The 19119-nt window shown below is 63.5% G+C and carries 19 protein-coding genes and 1 tRNA gene; 15 read left to right on the top strand and 5 right to left on the bottom strand.

Features of this window, described 5'->3' with window-relative positions; translation table 11 throughout:
- The first annotated feature begins 36 nt into the window (after positions 1 to 36).
- Positions 37 to 957 (top strand): MerR family transcriptional regulator, encoded by a 921-nt coding sequence (locus tag DWG20_RS02395; protein ID WP_115432249.1) that lies wholly within the window; start codon positions 37 to 39, stop codon positions 955 to 957.
- 54 nt (positions 958 to 1011) lie between these two features.
- Here the strand turns inward: DWG20_RS02395 and DWG20_RS02390 are convergent, their stop codons facing one another.
- Positions 1012 to 1485 (bottom strand): DUF1841 family protein, encoded by a 474-nt coding sequence (locus DWG20_RS02390; RefSeq protein WP_115432248.1) that lies wholly within the window; start codon positions 1483 to 1485, stop codon positions 1012 to 1014.
- A gap of 52 nt (positions 1486 to 1537) precedes the next feature.
- On the opposite strand from DWG20_RS02390, the gene DWG20_RS02385 reads away from it, so the two are divergent.
- Positions 1538 to 2026, top strand: a complete 489-nt coding sequence (locus tag DWG20_RS02385; protein ID WP_115432247.1) for a glutathione peroxidase — start codon at positions 1538 to 1540, stop codon at positions 2024 to 2026.
- 54 nt (positions 2027 to 2080) lie between these two features.
- Here the strand turns inward: DWG20_RS02385 and trmB are convergent, their stop codons facing one another.
- A complete protein-coding gene (gene trmB, locus DWG20_RS02380; RefSeq protein WP_115432246.1) occupies positions 2081 to 2761 on the bottom strand; it encodes a tRNA (guanosine(46)-N7)-methyltransferase TrmB in 681 nt (226 codons plus the stop codon).
- Positions 2762 to 2798: 37 nt separating this feature from the next.
- Positions 2799 to 3725 (bottom strand): SDR family oxidoreductase, encoded by a 927-nt coding sequence (locus tag DWG20_RS02375; RefSeq protein WP_115434710.1) that lies wholly within the window; start codon positions 3723 to 3725, stop codon positions 2799 to 2801.
- Positions 3726 to 3764: 39 nt separating this feature from the next.
- On the opposite strand from DWG20_RS02375, the gene DWG20_RS02370 reads away from it, so the two are divergent.
- Positions 3765 to 4799 (top strand): CDP-6-deoxy-delta-3,4-glucoseen reductase, encoded by a 1035-nt coding sequence (locus DWG20_RS02370; protein WP_115432245.1) that lies wholly within the window; start codon positions 3765 to 3767, stop codon positions 4797 to 4799.
- A 172-nt stretch (positions 4800 to 4971) separates the two neighbouring features.
- On the top strand, positions 4972 to 5139 hold the full coding sequence (locus DWG20_RS02365) for a DUF3149 domain-containing protein (RefSeq protein ID WP_115432244.1): 168 nt from the start codon (positions 4972 to 4974) through the stop codon (positions 5137 to 5139).
- Between the two features lie 56 nt (positions 5140 to 5195).
- Here the strand turns inward: DWG20_RS02365 and DWG20_RS02360 are convergent, their stop codons facing one another.
- Both DWG20_RS02360 and DWG20_RS02355 read right to left on the bottom strand, forming a co-directional pair.
- Entirely contained in the window at positions 5196 to 5753 is a 558-nt protein-coding gene (locus tag DWG20_RS02360; protein ID WP_115432243.1) for an adenine phosphoribosyltransferase, read from the bottom strand.
- 140 nt (positions 5754 to 5893) lie between these two features.
- Positions 5894 to 7216 carry an NCS2 family permease gene (locus tag DWG20_RS02355; protein WP_115434709.1) on the bottom strand — a complete coding sequence of 441 codons (1323 nt, stop codon included), beginning with the start codon at positions 7214 to 7216 and terminating at the stop codon, positions 5894 to 5896.
- A gap of 924 nt (positions 7217 to 8140) precedes the next feature.
- On the opposite strand from DWG20_RS02355, the gene DWG20_RS02350 reads away from it, so the two are divergent.
- The 11 genes from DWG20_RS02350 to DWG20_RS02300 all read left to right on the top strand — a co-directional run bounded on the left by DWG20_RS02350 (position 8141) and on the right by DWG20_RS02300 (position 18743).
- On the top strand, positions 8141 to 9511 hold the full coding sequence (locus DWG20_RS02350) for an NCS2 family permease (protein WP_115432242.1): 1371 nt from the start codon (positions 8141 to 8143) through the stop codon (positions 9509 to 9511).
- A gap of 286 nt (positions 9512 to 9797) precedes the next feature.
- Positions 9798 to 10424: a guanylate kinase gene (gene gmk / locus DWG20_RS02345; RefSeq protein WP_115432241.1), complete on the top strand. Its 627-nt coding sequence runs from the start codon at positions 9798 to 9800 to the stop codon at positions 10422 to 10424.
- A gap of 72 nt (positions 10425 to 10496) precedes the next feature.
- Complete coding sequence (rpoZ, locus tag DWG20_RS02340) at positions 10497 to 10703, top strand: DNA-directed RNA polymerase subunit omega (RefSeq protein WP_115432240.1); 207 nt, start codon at positions 10497 to 10499, stop codon at positions 10701 to 10703.
- Between the two features lie 25 nt (positions 10704 to 10728).
- Positions 10729 to 12885 carry a RelA/SpoT family protein gene (locus tag DWG20_RS02335; protein ID WP_115432239.1) on the top strand — a complete coding sequence of 719 codons (2157 nt, stop codon included), beginning with the start codon at positions 10729 to 10731 and terminating at the stop codon, positions 12883 to 12885.
- A 1-nt stretch (position 12886) separates the two neighbouring features.
- Positions 12887 to 13090 carry a sulfur carrier protein ThiS gene (gene thiS, locus DWG20_RS02330; protein WP_205694444.1) on the top strand — a complete coding sequence of 68 codons (204 nt, stop codon included), beginning with the start codon at positions 12887 to 12889 and terminating at the stop codon, positions 13088 to 13090.
- 76 nt (positions 13091 to 13166) lie between these two features.
- Positions 13167 to 13961, top strand: a complete 795-nt coding sequence (locus DWG20_RS02325) for a thiazole synthase (RefSeq protein WP_115432238.1) — start codon at positions 13167 to 13169, stop codon at positions 13959 to 13961.
- A 118-nt stretch (positions 13962 to 14079) separates the two neighbouring features.
- Positions 14080 to 14292: a 30S ribosomal protein S21 gene (gene rpsU, locus DWG20_RS02320; RefSeq protein ID WP_115432237.1), complete on the top strand. Its 213-nt coding sequence runs from the start codon at positions 14080 to 14082 to the stop codon at positions 14290 to 14292.
- 118 nt (positions 14293 to 14410) lie between these two features.
- Positions 14411 to 14857, top strand: coding sequence for a GatB/YqeY domain-containing protein (locus tag DWG20_RS02315; RefSeq protein ID WP_115432236.1), 447 nt, complete (start codon positions 14411 to 14413; stop codon positions 14855 to 14857).
- Positions 14858 to 14866: 9 nt separating this feature from the next.
- On the top strand, positions 14867 to 16657 hold the full coding sequence (gene dnaG / locus DWG20_RS02310) for a DNA primase (protein WP_115432235.1): 1791 nt from the start codon (positions 14867 to 14869) through the stop codon (positions 16655 to 16657).
- 52 nt (positions 16658 to 16709) lie between these two features.
- Positions 16710 to 18638 (top strand): RNA polymerase sigma factor RpoD, encoded by a 1929-nt coding sequence (gene rpoD, locus DWG20_RS02305; RefSeq protein ID WP_115432234.1) that lies wholly within the window; start codon positions 16710 to 16712, stop codon positions 18636 to 18638.
- A gap of 28 nt (positions 18639 to 18666) precedes the next feature.
- Positions 18667 to 18743: transfer RNA gene (locus DWG20_RS02300), tRNA-Ile, on the top strand.
- The last annotated feature ends 376 nt before the right edge of the window (positions 18744 to 19119 follow it).

Genomic DNA, 19119 nt, shown 5'->3' with positions numbered 1-19119 from the left:
CATCAGCGGGTGCCTTGATCGGTGAAGGAGGGGGAGATGGCAGGGAGCGAGGATCGCACGGGCCTGCCTATCGCCGCCGTCGAGCGCGAGACCGGTATCCCGAAAGAGTCGCTGCGCATGTGGGAGCGCCGCTACGGCTTTCCGTCGCCGGCGCGTAACGCCGCCGGCGACCGCGTGTACACGAGACCGGAGGTCGACAAGCTGCGCCTGATCCGTCGCCTGATGGAGATGGGACTCCGGCCGGGGAGGCTCGTCCGCCTGTCGGCCGACGAATTGTCGGCCCTCGCCATCGTCCGCCGGCCCGAGTGCCCGGTGCCCGACGTCTGTGTCGACTTCGCAGAACGACTCACCGGCCACGACCCGTACGCGCTGCGCGAGCTGATGCAACGGCGTCTGTTCGAACTCGGCCTGCGCCGCTTCGTCAGCGAGTTCCTGTCGCACGCGAACCGTCTCGTTGGCGAGGCCTGGATGCGCGGCGACGCCGAGGCGTACGAGGAGCATCTGTACACCGAGGAGGTGAAGCGGCTGCTGCGCGAGACGCTGGCGGCGATACCGGTGTCGGGCGAGCGCCCGCGCGTGATGCTGACCACCTGCCGGGGCGAGGCGCATTCGATCGGGCTGATGATGGTCGAGACGATCCTCAGACTATCGGGCGCGCAGACGATAGGCTTCGGCACCGAGCTGCCGCTGGCCGACATCGCCGGCGCCGCCGCCAAGCATCGGGTCGACGTCGTCGCGCTGTCGTTCTCGGTGTCCTACCAGGGCGCGCCGCTGGCCGACGTGCAAAGGCTGTTGCCCATGCTGCCAGCCTCGGTCGAAGTCTGGGCCGGCGGCGGCGCCTGTGCCGGGCTCGGGCATGACACGCCGCGCCTGCACCTGTTCGGCGACCTCGCCGCGATCGACGCCGCGCTCGACGACTGGCGCGTGCGCCATGCGGGAAGGTTGGCCGAGCCCTGAACCGAATAAACGCCCGGAGAGTGCCGGGCGTCGTCGCATAGGTCGATCTGGGGGTCAGTCGATTTCGTCTGGGTTCAGCCGCGGCGTGTCTTCCGGCCCGATGCCGAGCCGGCCGCGGATACAGGACAGATACAGGTTCACGTCGGGCATGCCGCCGTTGCGCTGCGCGTGCCAGATCATTTCGGCCAGGCACTCCATCATCTCGTGCTGCGCCGCGTGGCGGTCGTCGTGACGGCGCGCGAGTGTGTCGTGCAGCTCACGGATGCTGAACGGCTGGTCGATCGACAGCTGTTCCTCGATCGCCAGGTGCAGTCCCATGTGCAGGAAGGGGTTGGTGTCGCCGTCCTCGGGCTGCCATTCGCGTTCCCCATAGCGGTCGGGATTGTCTACGATGGGATGGTATTCGGGGTGCTCGATCAGGATGGACAGCGTCAGCCGTTCCAGATCGGTCAGCGGGTCGCCCGCCTTGTGCTTGCGCCAGGTATCGAAGAAAAACTGGCGCGCGTCCTGACGGCTGGGAGTAAACATCGTGCAAAACCTGAGTAAAAAGCTCGGGAAATTATAACGATGGAGGATAGCGATGACTACGCTTTACGACTTCGGCGCCAGCCGACTCGCCGGCGAGCCCGAAGACCTCTCGGTCTACCGCGGGCGCGTGGTGCTGGTGGTCAACACCGCGAGCGAATGCGGCTACACGCCGCAGTACGAGGGGCTGGAAGAGCTGTACCTGCACTTCGGCGCCGAGCGCTTCGCGGTGCTCGGCTTTCCGTGCAACCAGTTCGGCGGCCAGGAGCCCGGCGGCGCCGACGCCATCGCCGCCTTCTGCGAGACGCACTTCGCCGTCAGCTTCCCGATGTTCGTCAAGGGCGACGTCAACGGCCCCGACGCGTCGCCCTTGTGGCGCTGGCTGACGCGCGCTGACGGTGAGTATCCGCAGCCGGTGAAGTGGAACTTCACCAAGTTTTTGATCGATGTGCAGGGGCGGCTCGTCAAGCGTTACGAGCCGGCGGTCAAACCGCATGAGCTCGTCGACGACATCGCGCAACTGTTGTCGCTGAAGTCGGCGTGAACGAAAAAGCTCGGCCAACCTTCAAGGGTTGGCCGAGCTTTTTGGGGCGGGTGCTCAGCGGCGCTCGAAAATCACGTCCCATACGCCGTGGCCGAGACGGATGCCGCGCTGCTCGAACTTGGTCAGCGGGCGGTACTCGGGGCGCGGCGCGTAGCCGTCGTGCGGGTTGACGAGCATGGCCTCGGCCGACAGCACTTCCATCATCTGCAGCGCGTAGTCCTCCCAGTCGGTGGCGCAGTGCAGGTAGCCGCCGGTCTTCAGCTTCTTCACCAGCTTGGCGACGAACGCTCGCTGGATCAGGCGGCGCTTGTTGTGGCGCTTCTTGTGCCACGGGTCGGGGAAGAAGATGTGGATGCCGTCGAGGCTGCCGTCGGCGAGCATGTTGTCGATCACCTCGACCGCATCGTGGCGGATCACGCGCAGGTTGCTGAGCGACTTTTCGCCGATCAGCTTGAACAGGTTGCCGACGCCCGGCGAGTGCACCTCGACGCCGAGGTAGTCGCGTTCCGGATGATGCGCGGCGATCTCGGCGGTCGCGCCGCCCATGCCGAAGCCGATCTCGAGGATCTTCGGCGCCTCGCGGCCGAAGGCGGCGTCAAGGTCGAGGACTTCGGCGCGGTATTCGATGCCCCAGCGCGGCATGCCTTCGTCGATGGCGCGCTGCTGGCCGGGCGACAGATGACCCTGGCGCAGGACGAAGCTCTTGATATGGCGTTGAAAAGCCGGGTTTTCCATGGCGTTGACGGGGTGCTAGCGTAAAAAAACAGCGATGTTACCGAATCGCACGGTGCGACGCGAGTCGAAGCCGGGCGTCCCGGCCGTGCTCGACGTTGGCCGAGCGCTTAGCGAGCCAGCAGTGCACGCTCGGCCACACAAGTTCGACCTTCAGTTCGCGCCTGAGACGCGCGTTCGAGAGACGGCGCGATTCGGCGAGGAAGGACCACAGCGCGGGCGAAACTGTTTGGCGCACCGCGTCGCGTGACAGGCGGGCGGGGCGGGGCAGGTCGTAGGCGTCGGCGAGCGCGTCGAACCAGTCGCCCATCGCCGTGGGTTGGTCGTCGCACGCGTTGTAGACGCGGATGCCGCCTTGCCGCTCGAGCGCCGCGACGCAGATCGCCGCGAGGTCGTCGGCGTGGATGTGGTTCGACCAAGAGTCGTCGCCGGTTTCGAGGCAGGGGGTGCCGGCCTTCAGACGCTCGAGCGGCAGCCGCTCTTCGGCGTAGATGCCGGGCGCGCGCAGCACGGTTAGGCTCGCGCCGTGGCGCGCGGCGAAGGCGCGCAAGCGGGCCTCGGCGTCGAGCCGGCGCAGCGCTCTGGGGCTGGCGGCTCGGCACGGCGAAGCCTCGTGCAGCCAGGCGCCGCCGGCGTCGCCGTACACCCCGGTGGTGCTGATGTAGACCCAGCGCTGTGGTATGCTTTCGCCCTTTCCCAGCGCCGACAACAGCTTGCGCATACGCGGGTCGGTGGCGCCGGAAAGCGGCGGCGGCGCGGTGTAGAGCACGGCATCGGCGAGGCCTGCGGCACGTTCGAGCGACGCGGCATCGTCGAGGTCGGCGGGCAGAGGAATCGCCCCGAACGAGCGAGCGCGATGCGCGGCTTCGGGGGAACGGACAAGCGCCAGCACGCGCCAGCGGCGGGTGAGGGCGGGCAGGGCGCGGCGGGCGACGTCGCCGACGCCGGCGATCAACAGGGTACGCATGTCGCACATTTTAGCGATCTTTAGAGGTAGAGGAAGAAGATGACGTGTCAGGTCAAGGTGCTCCCGAGCGGGCACAGCTTTGCGGTGGAAGCGCAAGAAACGCTGCTGGAAGCGGCCCTGCGTCAGGGCATTGGCTTGCCGTACGGTTGCCGCGACGGCGCGTGCGGCGCCTGCAAGGGCAAGATCGTGGAAGGCGAGGTCGAACACGGCCCGCACCAGGAAAAGGCGCTGCCGCCGCACGAGCGCGCGCAGGGCTACGCACTGTTCTGCTGCGCGCGTCCGGTAGAAGGCTTGGCCGAGCTTTCGATCGAGGCGCGCGAGGTGACCGGTATCGGCGACATCCCTATCAAGACGCTGCCTTGCCGCATCGAGAAGATCGAGAAGGTCCACGACGTCGCGGTGCTGCGGCTGAAGCTGCCGGTGTCCGAACGGCTGCAGTTCCGCGCCGGCCAGTACATCGACATTCTGATGAAGGACGGCAAGAAGCGCAGTTTCTCGATCGCCAACGCGCCGCACGACGATGCCTTCCTCGAGCTGCACATCCGCAACCAGCCGGGCGGCAGCTTTTCCGAGTACGTGTTCAACACGATGAAGGAGCGCGAGATCATGCGCTTCAAGGGCCCGATGGGGTCGTTCTTCCTGCGCGAAGAGTCGGACAAGCCGATCGTGTTCATCGCCAGCGGCACCGGCTTCGCACCGATCAAGGGCATCGTCGAGCACGCGATCCACAACGGCATCCATCGCCCGATGGTGATGTACTGGGGCGCGCGCACCAAGGCCGACCTCTACATGGCCGAACTGGCCGGCTCGTGGCAGACGCAGCTGCCGGGCTTCTCCTTCATCCCGGTGCTGTCCGACGCGCTGCCGGAAGACGAGTGGGCCGGCCGCACCGGCTTCGTCCACCAGGCCGTGCTCGACGACTTCGACGATCTGTCCGGTTACCAGGTCTACGCCTGCGGCGCGCCGGTGATGGTCGAGGCGGCGCACAAGAGCTTCATCGCCGAACGCGGCCTGCCGGAGGACGAGTTCTTCTCCGACGCCTTCTTCCTCGCCAAGGACCTCGGCCAGAAATAAGCTCGGCCAACCTTGCACCCCCGACAGCCCCGCCTTGTGCGGGGCTGTTGTTTTTGGCGTTTTCCGTTCGCGGTAGCCGATCCTATGCAGTTTGACTTGGGTCAAGGCCCGAAGCTTGGCCGAGCCTTACCCTTGCCGCATACCAATCGGCGCAGGCAGGGAGGGCAAGGCCATGGAACTCTGGAAAGAACTATTGTCGTCCTATGTGGGCATTTTGAGTCTGCTCACCATCGTCGTGGCGGCCGGGATGGTCGGCTACTGCGTATGGCTGTTCGTCAAGAAGGCGCGCGAGGCCGAGGAGGCCGAACGGCGCGCATCCGGGCGGCTCGCTGCAAGGTAGGCCGTAGGCGTAGGAAACGGCCACCTCGATTAAGGTGGCCGGTGACTTTAGGGGGCTTATGCGCCGTCGAAGCTGCACACGGTGTAGAGCGGCAGGCCGCTCGAGCGGATCAGCTCGCCGCCCTTCAGTTCGGGCAGTTCGATGATCGCTGCGGCTTCGACGACTTCGGCGCCGAGTTTCTGCAGCAGCTTGTAGCCGGCCATCATCGTGCCGCCGGTCGCGACCAGGTCGTCGATCAGCACCACGCGGTCTCCTTCGCGACATGCGTCGGTATGCATCTCGACCGTCGCGTTGCCGTATTCGAGTTCGTACTCTTCGGCGATCGTGGTGAACGGCAGCTTGCCCTTCTTGCGGATAGGCACGAAGCCGACGTTCAGTTCGTAGGCGAGCACCGAGCCGATGATGAAGCCACGCGCGTCTAGCCCGGCGACCAGGCTGATGTCGGCGTCCATATAACGGTGCACGAACACGTCGATCAACAGACGAAACGCCTTCGGGTTCTGCAGCAACGGCGTGATGTCGCGGAACATCACGCCCTCGTGCGGCCAGTCGGGCACGGTGCGGATCGCGTTCTTCAGGTAGCTGGCGTAGTCGAGGTTGTTGAGGCTTTGCATGGCGTGATGTCTGGCCGGGCGGTAGGAAAGCGCTGCAAGTCTAGACCAAAACCGGTGCCCCCGCTCCGGGTGGGCGGCGCCCAAAACGAAGCGGGCCGTCCCCTTGGGGGCGGCCCGCTTTTTTCTTGGCGCGTCGCGGCTTAGTGCGCGCTATCGAGGAAGGCGAGCTTCAGCGCCCACAGGGTGGCGATCACCCAGACCGCCGGCTTGACCTGGCGGGCGTGGCCGGACATCAGCTTGATGACGGCGTAGGAAATGAAGCCGAAGGCGATACCGGTCGCGATCGAGTAGGTGAACGGCATCGTCAGCGCGGCGATCACGGCCGGTGCCGCTTCGGTCATGTCGCGCCATTCGACCTCGGCGAGCCCGCGCGTCATCAGTACGGCGACGTACAGCAGCGCCGGCGCGGTGGCGTAGGCCGGCACCGACTCGGCCAACGGCGAGAACCACAGGCAGGCGGCGAACAGCACGGCGACGGTGCACGCGGTCAGGCCGGTGCGGCCACCGACGGCGGCGCCGGCGGCGGACTCGATATAGGCGACGGTCGACGACGTGCCCATCGCCGCACCGGCGATGATCGCGGTCGAGTCGGCCATCAGCGCGCGCTTCAGGCGCGGCAGTTTGCCGTTCTTGGACAGCCCGGCGCGATGAGCGACGGCGACCAGCGTGCCGGTGGTGTCGAACAGGTCGACGAAGAAGAACACGAACACCACGCCGAGCAGCGCGGCCGACATCACGCTACTGATGTCGAGCTTCATGAGCGTCGGCTCCATGCTCGGCACCGGCGCGAACACGCCCTTGAACTCGGACAGGCCCAGGCCGATCGACAGCGCGGTGCAGGCCAGGATGGCGATGATGATCGAACCGTTCCACCGGCGGTACTCCATCACCACGACGAGGAAGAAGCCGAGGATGGCGATCAGCGCTCTCGGGTCGTGCAGGTTGCCGAGCGAGATATAGGTGGCCGGGTTGGCGACGACGATGCCGGCATTCTTCAGTGCGACGAGGCCGAGGAACATGCCGACACCGGCGGAAATCGAGAACTTCAGCGAGTCCGGGATGGCGTTGATCAACAGTTCACGCACCTTGAACAAGCTCACGCAGACAAACAGGATGCCCGACAGGAATACGGCGCCGAGCGCGGTTTCCCACGGCACGCCCATGCCCTTGACCACGGTGAAGGTGAAGTAGGCGTTCAGGCCCATGCCCGGAGCGAGCGCGATCGGGTAGTTGGCGACTAGGCCCATGATCGCGGTGCCGAGCGCCGCGGCGAGGCAGGTCGCGACGAACACGGCCTTGAAGTCCATGCCGGTCAGCGACAGGATGGCCGGGTTGACAACCACGATGTAGGCCATGGTCAGGAAAATGGTGAAGCCGGCAAGAACCTCGGTTCTGATGTTGGTGCCGTTCTCCTCGAGTCGGAACAGCCTTTCCAATAGGCCGTTCGATGCTTGTTCCGTCATCTGCATCTTGTTGAACTCCTCGTTGTTATGTGTGTGATATGTCGTGCGGCAGGCTTTGCTTGGCATAAAGCTATTTTGGCCTTGGCAAAGTTCTCGGCATGATGAAGGAATTTATGGCAACTGTCCCCAATGTTTATGAGGTTGCGGCGGCTGGCTCTCGACGATCGAGCAGCGGAAAAAACGGCGTTGGCGATCGAGAGGGCTGCCCTGCGCCGGGGGGATGCCAAAAACAGGGGGAGAATTTGAGGGTTTACTCTAGGTGTCGGCACTTTTGCAACACCTTGGTGCGGGGGTTTTTGCCCGGTTTTACCGATAAATGGCGGATTTTGGCTGAAAATAATGGAAAACCCTGCTTCTATGGCCGGGTGGGGATGCTAGCGGTTGTGCAATAAAGTCTCTTCCTTGTAAGATAAATGCACGGTTCGGGTCCTTCACACGGGGCCATCGATCCACCCGCGGCGCAACGGAAACCAGACAACAAAAAGAGTTCCGTGCAGGAATGCGCTCTGCAAAGGGAAGAAGAGGCAGCCACCATATGAAGCTGTCGAAATAGCGTTGAGGAGAAACACGGTCTGCTCTTCTTGTCAGAAGGGCGGGTCCGCCAGGAGCCGGTTCCGGCGATCTGGCGTGGCAGGGCTAAGCGGTCGGTGGTGCGTTCAGGAACGCCCCGTACTGCAATCCTGTCGCCTCCCCTCGTCTATCTTCCTTACTGCAGTCGCTTCCACCCACACCATCGGTGGCGTATTCAGGGTGATCCCTTCAAGACGTTCCGATTGCACTAGCAAACTGCAGGGAAATAGAGAAGCGCGGGCCGTATGGCTTTGTCTGACCTTTCCCTTGTTCACAAACACGAATGACATGAGAGCAAACCTGATGACGGGCAGAGGTCTGGCCGTTTCAGCGTGCTGATAAAGGAGCTGTATCATGATTGAACAAGATGGCCTGCCAGTAGCGGGCGTCGGAACTGGGTCTTCTAAGCTCGACAAATTTTTCCAGATTTCCGCGCGTGGCAGCTCGACGCGTCAGGAAGTTCTGGCCGGTGTCACTACCTTCCTGGCGATGGTCTACTCGGTCTTCGTTGTGCCGGGCATGCTGGGCAAGGCGGGTTTCGATACCAGTGCAGTATTCGTCGCCGTCTGCCTGACGACGGCGTTCGGTTCGTTGTTGATGGGTTTGTGGGCCAAGCTGCCGCTGGCCATCGGCTGCGCCATTTCTTTGACCGCCTTCACCGCCTTCGGTCTGGTGTTGGGCAAGGGTCTGTCGCCGCAAGTGGCGCTGGGTGCCGTGTTCCTGATGGGCGTCGTGTTCACCGCCATCTCGGTGACCGGCGTACGTACCTGGATCCTGAAGAACCTGCCGGCCGGTATCGCGCACGGTACGGGTGTCGGCATCGGTCTGTTCCTGCTCTTGATCGCTTCGGACACCGTCGGTCTGGTCGTCAAGAACACCCACCCGGGTTTGCCGGTTGCGCTGGGCAATATCACCGCCTTCCCGGTCGTGATGTCGGTCCTGGGCCTGGCCGCGATCTTCGGCGTCGAGCGTCGCCGCATTCCGGGCGGCATCCTGCTCGTGATCGTCGCGCTCTCCGCGATCGGTCTGGCCTTTGATCCGGCGGTGAAATTCACCGGCGTGTTCGCCATGCCGAGCCTGAGTGTTCCGGGTGGCTCCTCGCTGATCGGTTCGATGGACATCCAGGGCGCGCTGACCGCCGCCGTGATCCCGAGCGTGCTCGCTCTGGTGATGACCGCCGTCTTCGACGCGACCGGCACCATCCGCGCCGTGGCAGGTCAAGCCGGCCAGCTGGACGAAAAAGGCCAGATCATCAACGGCAGCAAGGCGCTGACCGCTGACTCGCTGAGCTCGATCTTCGCCGGTTTCTTCGGTGGTGCTCCGGCTGCCGCCTACATCGAATCGGCCGCTGGTGTCGCCGCCGGTGCCAAGACCGGTCTGGCTGCTGCCGTCGTGGGTCTGCTGTTCCTGGTGGTGATCTTCTTCTCACCGCTGGCTGGCCTGGTTCCGGCTTACGCTACCGCTCCGGCGCTGATGTATGTCGGTCTCCTGATGTTGGGCAGCATCAGCCGCCTGCACATGGACGACATGGTCGACGCGATGGCGGGTCTGGTGTGCGCGGTGTTCATCGTGCTGACCTGCAACATCGTGACCGGCATCATGCTCGGCTTCTGCACCCTGGTGATCGGCCGCATCGTCGGTGGCGAGTTCAAGAAACTGAACATCGGTACCGTGGTGATCGCTGTTGCCCTGGCTGTGTTCTACGCTGGCGGTTGGGCGATCTGATTCTCGCCTGACGCATCGTGGCCGAGACGAGGGCTGGCCCCTCGTCCGATTAGAGAAACCCTCCGCAACGCGGAGGGTTTCTCTTTGTCGTCCCAGCTGGAATCGTGCGGGTTCGCCTTTTTGCCGCAGGCCGATACTTGTATTGCTTGCCTGGCGGTGTTTATGTTTTTGGAATAAACATGGGCTTTAACAGTAGCTTACGAGGCAAATTTGAACTGCCGGCTTATTCGAAGGGTCTTGTTGTGGTATTCTGAAAAATTAATTTTCACAGACTTTCGCGACGACCATGGCAAAGGCTGGCGGTAATATCTACATAGTCACGGCACCGTCCGGGGCCGGTAAAACCACGCTGGTTGCCGCTTTGCTCGCCGCCGAACCGGGCGTCAAACTGTCGGTCTCCTACACGACGCGCGCGCCGCGAGAGGGCGAGGAGGGCGGGGTGCACTACCACTTCGTCGATCGCGAGACGTTTCTCGCCCGCCTCGAAGGCGGCGAGTTCCTCGAGTACGCCGAGGTCTACGGCCAGTACTACGGAACCAGTTCGAACTGGATCCGCGAAAGGTTGGCCGAGTGGGATGACATCCTGCTGGAAATCGACTGGCAGGGCGCCGAGCAGGTGCGCAAAGCCTTCCCCGAGGCGATCAGCATCTTCATCCTGCCGCCTTCGATCGAAGAGCTCGAAGCGAGGCTGCGCGGCCGCGCGACCGACAGCCATGAAGTGATCGAACGCCGCCTCGCGGTGGTTCGCTCGGAGATCGATCACGTCGGCAGCTTCGAGTACGTGCTCGTCAACGACGACATCGAGGTCGCGAAGCAGGATCTGATCAGCATCATCCGCGCCGAGCGTCTGCGTGCCGTCAAGCAACTGGCGCGCCACTCCGCGCTGATCGCCACCATGAAGAGTCCTGCGTAGGGGCGTTGGTGGCGACGCCGTTTTTTATATAGTTTTCTGCGCGTAGCGCCGAACCCACCTCAAGGAATGACAATGGCCCGTATTACCGTTGACGACTGCCTGGACCGTATTGAAAACCGTTTCGACCTGACGCTGGCCGCCGCCTATCGTGCGCGCCAACTGGCGTCCGGTGCCACTTCTTTCGTCGAGGCTGGCCGTCACAAGCCGACCGTCGTGGCGCTGCGCGAAATTTCTGCCGGTCACGTGGGCAAGGAACTCCTCAGTCGCGGCAAGGCCTGATCGCAGGCACGCCACCTTCGCTGATATGACGCTCGAAGTCTCGCCCTCCGTCATCGACTACAATGCGCGGATCGACGCCGACGCCGAAGCCTTCTTCGGCGCGGCCGGGCGTTATCTGAAGCCGGAGGACGTCGCGATGCTGCGGCGCGCCTTCGTGGTCAGCCGAGAGGCGCACGAGGGGCAGACGCGCAAGAGCGGCGAGCCGTATATCACGCATCCGCTGGCGGTCGCGACCTTGCTGGTCGAGTGGCGGCTGGACGCGCAGGGTCTCTCCGCCGCGCTGTTGCACGACACGCTGGAAGACACCGGCGTCACCAAGCCGACGCTGATCGGCGAGTTCGGCAAGACCATCGCCGACCTAGTCGACGGCCTCTCCAAGCTGGAGCGGCTCGAGTACGAGACCAAGGAGGCGGCGCAGGCGGAGAACTTCCGCAAGATGGTGCTGGCGATGGCGCGCGACATCCGCGTCATCCTCGTGAAGCTGGCCGACCGCCTGCACAATATGCGCACGCTCGACGCGATGCGCGAAGATAAGCGCAAACGCATCGCGCTCGAAACGCTCGAGATCTACGCGCCGATCGCCAACCGCATCGGCCTGAACAAGATCTACCGCGAACTGCAAGATCTGGCGTTCAAGCACCTGCACCCGCACCGCTATCACGTGTTGTCTAAGGCGGTGCGCGCGGCGCGCGGCAACCGGCGCGAGGTGGTCAGCAAGATCCTGCGCGCGCTCAGCCAGAAGCTGGTCGAGTGCAATATCGAGGCGATGATCAAGGGGCGTGAGAAGAACCTCTACAGCATCTACAAGAAGATGCAGGAGAAGCACCTGTCGTTTTCCGAGGTGCTCGACATCTACGGCTTCCGCGTGATCGTCAACGACGTGCCGAGCTGCTATCTGGCGATGGGCGCGCTGCACAGCCTGTACAAGCCGATTCCCGGCAAGTTCAAGGACTACATCGCGATCCCGAAGGGCAACGGCTACCAGAGCCTGCACACGACGCTGTTCGGTCCCTACGGGACGCCGGTCGAGATGCAGATCCGCACGCGCGAGATGAACGGCGTGGCCGAGGTCGGCGTCGCATCGCACTGGATGTACAAGAGCGGCGACGGTTCGCTCGACGAGGCCAAGCAGCGCACGCACCAGTGGCTGCAGAACATCCTCGACATCCAGGCCGAGAGCGACGATGCGATCGAGTTCCTCGAGCACATCAAGATCGACCTGTTTCCCGACGAGGTATACGTGTTCACCCCGAAGGGCAAGATCATGGTGCTGCCGCAGGGCGCGACGCCGGTCGACTTCGCCTACGCGGTGCACACTGACGTTGGCCACCGCTGCATCGCCGCGCGCGTCAACCACATGCTGGTGCCGTTGAGAACGGTGCTGCGCAATGGCGACACGATCGAAATCATCACCGCGACGCAGACCAAGCCGAACCCGTCCTGGCTGAACTTCGTCGTGAGCGGGCGCGCGCGTTCCAGCATCCGCAATTATTTGAAGGGTCTGCAGAAGACCGAAGCGACCCAGCTGGGCGAACGCCTGCTCAAGCAGGCGCTCGCCGCGCTGTCGTCGCCGCCGCTGGCGCTGAGCGACGCGCTGCGCGCCGCGTATCTGCAGGCTCACGGTGGTGGCGGTGCGTTTGCCGACGTGCTGAACGATATCGGCGTCGGCAGGCTGTTGCCGGTGGTCGCCGCGCGACGGCTGATCGAGCTGGCCGGCGAACGGCTCGGCGAAGCGGTGCGCGTCGGCCCGGTCACTATCCGGGGCAACGAGAGCGGCGCGGTACACCTGTCGAGCTGCTGTCACCCGATTCCGGGCGACGAGATCGTCGGTGTGATGACCAAGGGGCAGGGTCTGGTCATCCATCGCAGCAACTGCGCCAACGTGCGCAAGGTCGACGCCGAGAAACTGCTCGAAGTGACGTGGGAAGCGCAGAAGGAGCGTATGTTCGGCGTCAATGTCAGCGTGGTCGCGCGCAACGAGCGCGGATCGCTGGCCGAGATCGCCGCGGCGATCTCGAACGCCTCGGCCAACATCGAGTCGGTCGATACGCAGGACACGCACAGCGGCGACGGCTACATCCATATTCATTTCCGCCTGCTGGTGGAGGGCTTGCAGCACCTCGAGCAAGTGCTCGCAGCGGTCAGCCAGGTGCCTTTCGTCCAGCGGGTGGAGCGGAGATGACATGCTGAACATTTTTGTGAACGGCGAGGCGCGGCAGTTTGAAGGCGTGTCCTCGGTGCTCGACCTCGTCGACGCGCTCGGCCTTGCCGGTCAGCGCATCGCCATCGAGCGCAACGGCGAGATCGTGCCGCGCAGCCGCCACGGCGAGCAAACGTTGGCCGAGGGCGACCGTCTGGAAATGGTGGTCGCGGTCGGCGGCGGCTGAAGGCGATCGCGCGCGAACATAACGATAAATCTGGCGCGCGGGACTAAGAGACAGAACCGAAGGAAGGAGTCAACGGGTGGACGACAAACTCGTGATCGCGGGCCGCGAATACGGTTCGCGACTGCTGGTGGGAACCGGCAAATACAAGGATTTCGACGAAACTGCGCGGGCGCTCGACGCGTCCGGCTGCGAGATCGTCACCGTGGCGATCCGCCGCGTGAACCTCGGGCAGGACCCGAATTCGCCTAGCCTGTTGAGCGCGTTGCCCAAGGGGCGCTACACGCTGCTGCCGAACAGCGCCGGCTGCTACACTGCCGACGACGCGATCCGCACGCTGCGCCTGGCGCGCGAGCTGCTGGACGACCATCGCCTCGTGAAGCTCGAGGTGCTGGGCGACCCGCAGAACCTCTATCCGAACGTCAAGGAAACGCTGAAGGCCGCCGAAGTGCTGGTCGGCGAGGGCTTCGACGTGATGGTGTACACCTCGGACGATCCGATCATCGCGAAGGAACTCGAGGCGATCGGCTGCTGCGCGATCATGCCGCTGGCGAGCCTGATCGGCTCCGGGATGGGGATTCTCAACCCGTGGAATCTGCAACTGATCATCGAGCAGAGCAAGGTGCCGGTGCTGGTCGACGCCGGCGTGGGCACCGCGTCCGATGCGGCAATCGCGATGGAGCTCGGTTGCGATGGTGTGCTGATGAATACCGCGATCGCCGCCGCCCGGGACCCAATACGGATGGCGCGCGCGATGAAATTGGGGGTCGAGGCCGGGCGTGAAGCCTATCTGGCCGGCCGGATGCCTAAACGTTTTTACAGTGCGACACCCAGTTCGCCGAGCGAGGGGGTGATTTCTTCGCGTAAGTCCTGATGCGCAAACCGCACAGTTGGCTTGCCAATTCGGTTGCAGGGTTTTCTATTCCTGCACAACTTGCTAGAATATTGCTTTTAGAGTTCAAAGCTCTACAGAAATTTAAGGATTTTTGCCAATGCCGAACATTCGCGTCAAAGAGAACGAGCCGTTTGAAGTCGCCATGCGTCGCTTCAAGCGCGCCGTGGAAAAAACCGGTCTGCTGACCGAGCTGCGCGCCCGTGAGTTCTACGAGAAGCCGACCACCGAGCGTAAGCGCAAAGCCGCTGCCGCCGTGAAGCGCCACTTCAAGCGCCTGCGCAGCCAGATGCTGCCGCCGAAGCTCTACTAAGAACTTCGCGTCAGGCGTGAATCCAAGACCGCAGGCACCGTCCTGCGGTCTTGGCTTTTGTGCAAGGGCGCTCTCGCGCCCGCCCCCTTCCTTCCGACCCGTATCGAGAAAGACGTCCATGAGTCTCAAGACCCGCATCAGCGACGACATGAAAGCCGCCATGAAGGCCAAGGACGGCGCACGCCTGTCGACCATTCGCCTTCTGATGGCCGCGATCAAGCAGAAGGAGGTCGACGAACGGGTCGAGCTCGACGACGTCGGCATCGTGGCGGTGATCGACAAGATGCAGAAGCAGCGCCGCGATTCGGTCACGCAGTATGAGTCGGGCGGTCGCCAGGATCTGGCCGACAAAGAGCGCGCCGAGATGGAAGTCCTGGCCGCTTACCTGCCGCAACCCCTGAGCGAACAAGAGATCGCCGCGCTGATCGACGCTGCGGTCGCCGAGAGCGGTGCCGCTGGCGTCGCCGACATGGGTAAGGTGATGGCGCTGGTGAAGCCGCAGATGGCTGGTCGCGCCGACATGGGCAAGGTCTCTGCGGCGATCAAGGCCCGTCTTGCCGGTTAAGCCGCGCGGATGATTCCGCAGGATTTCATCGACCAGCTGTTGTCCCGCGTCGACATCGTCGACGTGGTGGACCGTTACGTCCCGCTGAAAAAGGCCGGCCAGAACTATCTGGCCTGCTGCCCCTTCCACAAGGAAAAATCGCCCTCATTTACCGTGAGTCCTTCGAAGCAGTTCTATCACTGCTTCGGTTGCGGCGCGCACGGCTCGGCGATCGGCTTCGTGATGGAGTACCAGGGGCTGAGCTTCGTCGAATCGGTGCGGATGTTGGCCGAGCAGATGAGCATGCCGGTGCCCGAGGTGCGCTCGGCCAACCCCGAGGCGACGCGCGCCGCGCGCGAGCGTGCGGTCAGTCTCGAGGACCTGCTCGACCGTGCCGCGCAGTTCTACCGTCAGCAGTTGAAAACCGCACCGGTCGCAATCACCTACCTCAAGGGGCGCGGTCTGACCGGCGAGGTCGCCGCACGCTTCGGCCTCGGCTACGCGCCAGCCGGCTGGCAAGGCTTGGCCGAGGTCTTTACCGACTACCAGGACGCTCGCCTCGAAGAGGTCGGCCTAGTGATCGCGAACGACGAGGGTAAGCGCTACGACCGCTTCCGCGAGCGGGTGATGTTCCCGATCCGCAACCAGCGCGGCGCGATCATCGGCTTCGGCGGGCGCGTGCTCGGCAAGGGCGAGCCCAAGTACCTGAACTCGCCCGAGACGCCGCTTTTCGAAAAAGGGCGCGAACTCTACGGCCTGTACGAGGCGCGCCAGGCGATCCGCGATAAGAACCGCGTACTGGTCGTCGAAGGCTATATGGACGTGGTCGCGCTGGCGCAGTACGGCGTCGGCTACGTGGTGGCGACGCTCGGCACCGCGACGACCGGCGAGCATGTGCGCAAGCTGCTTAGACACGCCGACGACGTCTATTTCTGCTTCGACGGCGACGCGGCCGGACAGAAGGCGGCGTGGCGGGCGCTGGAAAACAGCCTGCCTTTCCTCGTCGACGGCAAGGCGCTGCACTTCCTGTTTCTGCCGACCGAGCACGACCCCGACAGCTTCGTGCGCGAATTCGGCGCCGAACGCTTCGAGGAAAGATTGCTGGCCGATAGTCTGCCGCTGTCGGTGTATTTCACGCAGGAACTGACGCGCCGCGTCGACATGGAATCGCCCGAGGGGCGCGCCCACCTGGTCAAGCTCGCATCGCCGCTCCTGGCGCAGATCGCCGCGCCGGCGCTCGGGTTGATCGTGAAGAAAAGGTTGGCCGAGCTCGCCGGCGTCACGCTCGACGAACTCGACCTCTTGACCGGGCAAGGCCGCCCGGAGGCGCCGCGTGGCCGGCGCGAGTACAAGCTGCCGGAGAAATCGCAGCGGCGCGATGTGACGCCCATCGTGCGGCGCCAGATCCGCTGGTTGCTGATGAACCCGACCTGGGCGGTCGACGTCGCGATTCCCGACAGCGTGCCGTTCACCGATGAGGCGGCGTGTTTCGCGATGCTGGCAGAGAGGCTGCAGGGCTACGAGATTGCCCCGTCGACCGGGCAGCTGGTGGAGAGCCTACGCGACACGCCTTACCACGCGTTGATCGACAGCATCCTGAATCACGCGCTCAAGGAAGCGAGCGAGTTCGCCGAGCCGGATGAGGCCGACCGCGAAGGGTTTCGCGAAGGCGTGGCAAGGCTGTGGCGCGCGTTGAACGATGCGCAGCTAGATGAGTTAAAACTGAAGAGTCAACACGAAGGTCTAAGCCCGGAAGAGAAGCGATTGCTCTGGGCACTGTTGCTGAGCCGCGCCCAAGCCGGCGGCCCGGCAGGCAGCTGATTTTGTGGTATAATTGAGTGTTTTTTCGGCTTTTTTTCGAGCAGGAATCGAAATGGCGGCTTCCCCCGAGCACAACAAGGATTCGCAAGACAAGGACCAAGCTCCCGAAATGAGCCTGGAAGAGCAGCGACGTCGTTTGCGTCAGCTGATCGCCTTGGGCAAAGAGCGTGGGTATCTTACCTTCGCCGAAATCAACGACCATCTTCCCGAAGACGTGTCGGACGCAGAACAGATCGAGAACATCGTCACGATGATCGCCGGTCTGGGCATCCAGGTGTGCGAAGAAGCCCCCGATGCCGAGGCGCTCTTGATGTCGGACGCGACGCCGACCGTCGCCGACGAGGACGCGGTCGAAGAGGCCGAGGCGGCGCTGTCGGCGGCCGACGCCGACTTCGGTCGCACCACCGACCCGGTGCGCATGTATATGCGCGAGATGGGCACGGTCGAGCTCCTCACCCGCGAGGGCGAGATCGAGATCGCCAAGCGCATCGAGGAAGGCCTGAAGAACATGATCCAGGCCATCTCGGCCTGTCCGGGGATCATTTCCGGCGTGCTGGCGCTGGTCGAGCGGATCGAGAACGAAGAGATCCGCGTCGACGAGGTGATCGACGGGCTGATCGACCCTGACGCCGACTCGGTGCCGGAAGCCGAGTTCGCCGAGCCGGCCGTCGAGGAAGAGCTGCCCGAAGAGGAAGCCGAGGAAGAGGCCGAGGACGACGAAGCCGCCGCCGAGGCCGCTAACAACGCGAACCTCCAAGAACTCAAGCGCCAGGTGCTCGAGCACTTCGCCGGCGTGCGCGCACTGTTCGATCAGTTGCTCGCAGTGCTGGAAAAGCACGGCACCGGTCACAAGCAGTATGTCGAACTGCAAGAAGCGATCACCGCCGAATTCATGAAGGTGCGTTTCTCGACGCGGCAGATCGAAAGTCTGTGCGAAAGCCTGCGCTCGCAAGTCGAGGAGGTGCGCCGCTACGAGCGCACGATCCAGGACATCTGCGTGACGCGTGTGCGCATGGACCGCAATCACTTCATCTCGAGCTTCCCGGGGCACGAGATCGATACCGCCTGGGTGGTGCGCGAGATCGACGCCGGCCGGCCGTGGAGCGACGCGCTGTCGCGCTTCAAGCACGCGATCATCGAGAAGCAGACCAAGATCGACGAGATGCAGGATCGTACCCGTCTCTCGATCAAGGAGCTGAAAGAGATCAACCGTCAGATGTCGATGGGCGAATCCAAGGCTCGTCGCGCGAAGAAGGAAATGATCGAGGCCAACCTGCGCTTGGTGATCTCGATCGCGAAGAAATACACCAACCGTGGCCTGCAGTTCCTCGACCTGATCCAGGAAGGCAACATCGGCCTGATGAAGGCGGTCGACAAGTTCGAATACCGTCGCGGTTACAAGTTCTCGACCTATGCGACATGGTGGATCCGTCAGGCGATCACCCGCTCGATCGCCGACCAGGCGCGCACCATCCGTATTCCGGTGCACATGATCGAGACGATCAATAAGATGAACCGGATCAGCCGCCAGATCCTGCAGGAATCCGGACGCGAGCCCGATCCGGCCGAGTTGGCCGAGAAGATGGAGATGCCTGAGGAGAAGATCCGCAAGATCATGAAAATCTCCAAGGAGCCGATCTCGATGGAAACGCCGATCGGCGACGACGACGACTCCCACCTTGGCGACTTCATCGAGGACTCGGTGACCGTGGCGCCGTCCGAGGCGGCAATGTATGCGTCGCTGCGCGAGGCGACCAAGGAAGTGCTCGAAACGCTGACGCCACGCGAAGCCAAGGTACTGCGCATGCGCTTCGGTATCGATATGAATACCGACCACACTCTGGAAGAAGTCGGCAAGCAGTTTGACGTGACCCGTGAACGTATCCGTCAGATCGAGGCCAAGGCGCTGCGCAAGCTGCGTCATCCGACTCGTTCCGAACGGCTGCGCAGCTTCCTCGACAACGAACCGGGCAACCAATAAGCAATAATCTGCTATCATGCCTACCCTCGGGCCTGTAGCTCAGTCGGTTAGAGCAGAGGACTCATAATCCTTTGGTCGAGGGTTCGAGCCCCTCCGGGCCCACCAGAATAAAAACGCCGGCATCTTCGTGATGCCGGCGTTTTTCGTTTCTGTTCTTGCCGCAAGCTGGTTTTAACTGCACCTGCAAAGTGGAAATCGACGGTGCCTACGTCGATAGCAAGCTCGAAGTGCTGGCCGAGCGCGAGGATCTCGCCCGCTACGTGCTCTGATCCTTGCGGCGCTGTTCTATAGAGAGAGACAAGCGACGCCCACCGTTTGGTGGGCGTTTTGCGTTGCAGGAGTGTTCAAAGCTTGACCGAGCGCGCTGCTCGGTCAAGCTGGGCCGGGGCGTAGCGGTGACGACGTTAGGCCGTTCGAGCGGCGGCTATCTGCTTATTCCGATGGTTTGACAGGAATAGGGCAGGGCTCTGCAAACGGCGGG

The organism is Crenobacter cavernae (genome assembly GCF_003355495.1).
Lineage (GTDB): Bacteria > Pseudomonadota > Gammaproteobacteria > Burkholderiales > Chromobacteriaceae > Crenobacter > Crenobacter cavernae.
This window is presented reverse-complemented; position numbering and strand designations above follow the sequence as displayed.

What these genes read in the sequence shown, in the direction of transcription:
- DWG20_RS02395 (WP_115432249.1), top strand. Translation starts at nt 37, where the DNA reads ATGGCAGGGAGCGAGGATCGCACGGGCCTGCCTATCGCCGCCGTCGAG.
- DWG20_RS02390 (WP_115432248.1), bottom strand. Translation starts at nt 1,485, where the DNA reads ATGTTTACTCCCAGCCGTCAGGACGCGCGCCAGTTTTTCTTCGATACC.
- DWG20_RS02385 (WP_115432247.1), top strand. Translation starts at nt 1,538, where the DNA reads ATGACTACGCTTTACGACTTCGGCGCCAGCCGACTCGCCGGCGAGCCC.
- trmB (WP_115432246.1), bottom strand. Translation starts at nt 2,761, where the DNA reads ATGGAAAACCCGGCTTTTCAACGCCATATCAAGAGCTTCGTCCTGCGC.
- DWG20_RS02375 (WP_115434710.1), bottom strand. Translation starts at nt 3,725, where the DNA reads ATGCGTACCCTGTTGATCGCCGGCGTCGGCGACGTCGCCCGCCGCGCC.
- DWG20_RS02370 (WP_115432245.1), top strand. Translation starts at nt 3,765, where the DNA reads ATGACGTGTCAGGTCAAGGTGCTCCCGAGCGGGCACAGCTTTGCGGTG.
- DWG20_RS02365 (WP_115432244.1), top strand. Translation starts at nt 4,972, where the DNA reads ATGGAACTCTGGAAAGAACTATTGTCGTCCTATGTGGGCATTTTGAGT.
- DWG20_RS02360 (WP_115432243.1), bottom strand. Translation starts at nt 5,753, where the DNA reads ATGCAAAGCCTCAACAACCTCGACTACGCCAGCTACCTGAAGAACGCG.
- DWG20_RS02355 (WP_115434709.1), bottom strand. Translation starts at nt 7,216, where the DNA reads ATGACGGAACAAGCATCGAACGGCCTATTGGAAAGGCTGTTCCGACTC.
- DWG20_RS02350 (WP_115432242.1), top strand. Translation starts at nt 8,141, where the DNA reads ATGATTGAACAAGATGGCCTGCCAGTAGCGGGCGTCGGAACTGGGTCT.
- gmk (WP_115432241.1), top strand. Translation starts at nt 9,798, where the DNA reads ATGGCAAAGGCTGGCGGTAATATCTACATAGTCACGGCACCGTCCGGG.
- rpoZ (WP_115432240.1), top strand. Translation starts at nt 10,497, where the DNA reads ATGGCCCGTATTACCGTTGACGACTGCCTGGACCGTATTGAAAACCGT.
- DWG20_RS02335 (WP_115432239.1), top strand. Translation starts at nt 10,729, where the DNA reads ATGACGCTCGAAGTCTCGCCCTCCGTCATCGACTACAATGCGCGGATC.
- thiS (WP_205694444.1), top strand. Translation starts at nt 12,887, where the DNA reads ATGCTGAACATTTTTGTGAACGGCGAGGCGCGGCAGTTTGAAGGCGTG.
- rpsU (WP_115432237.1), top strand. Translation starts at nt 14,080, where the DNA reads ATGCCGAACATTCGCGTCAAAGAGAACGAGCCGTTTGAAGTCGCCATG.
- DWG20_RS02315 (WP_115432236.1), top strand. Translation starts at nt 14,411, where the DNA reads ATGAGTCTCAAGACCCGCATCAGCGACGACATGAAAGCCGCCATGAAG.
- dnaG (WP_115432235.1), top strand. Translation starts at nt 14,867, where the DNA reads ATGATTCCGCAGGATTTCATCGACCAGCTGTTGTCCCGCGTCGACATC.
- rpoD (WP_115432234.1), top strand. Translation starts at nt 16,710, where the DNA reads ATGGCGGCTTCCCCCGAGCACAACAAGGATTCGCAAGACAAGGACCAA.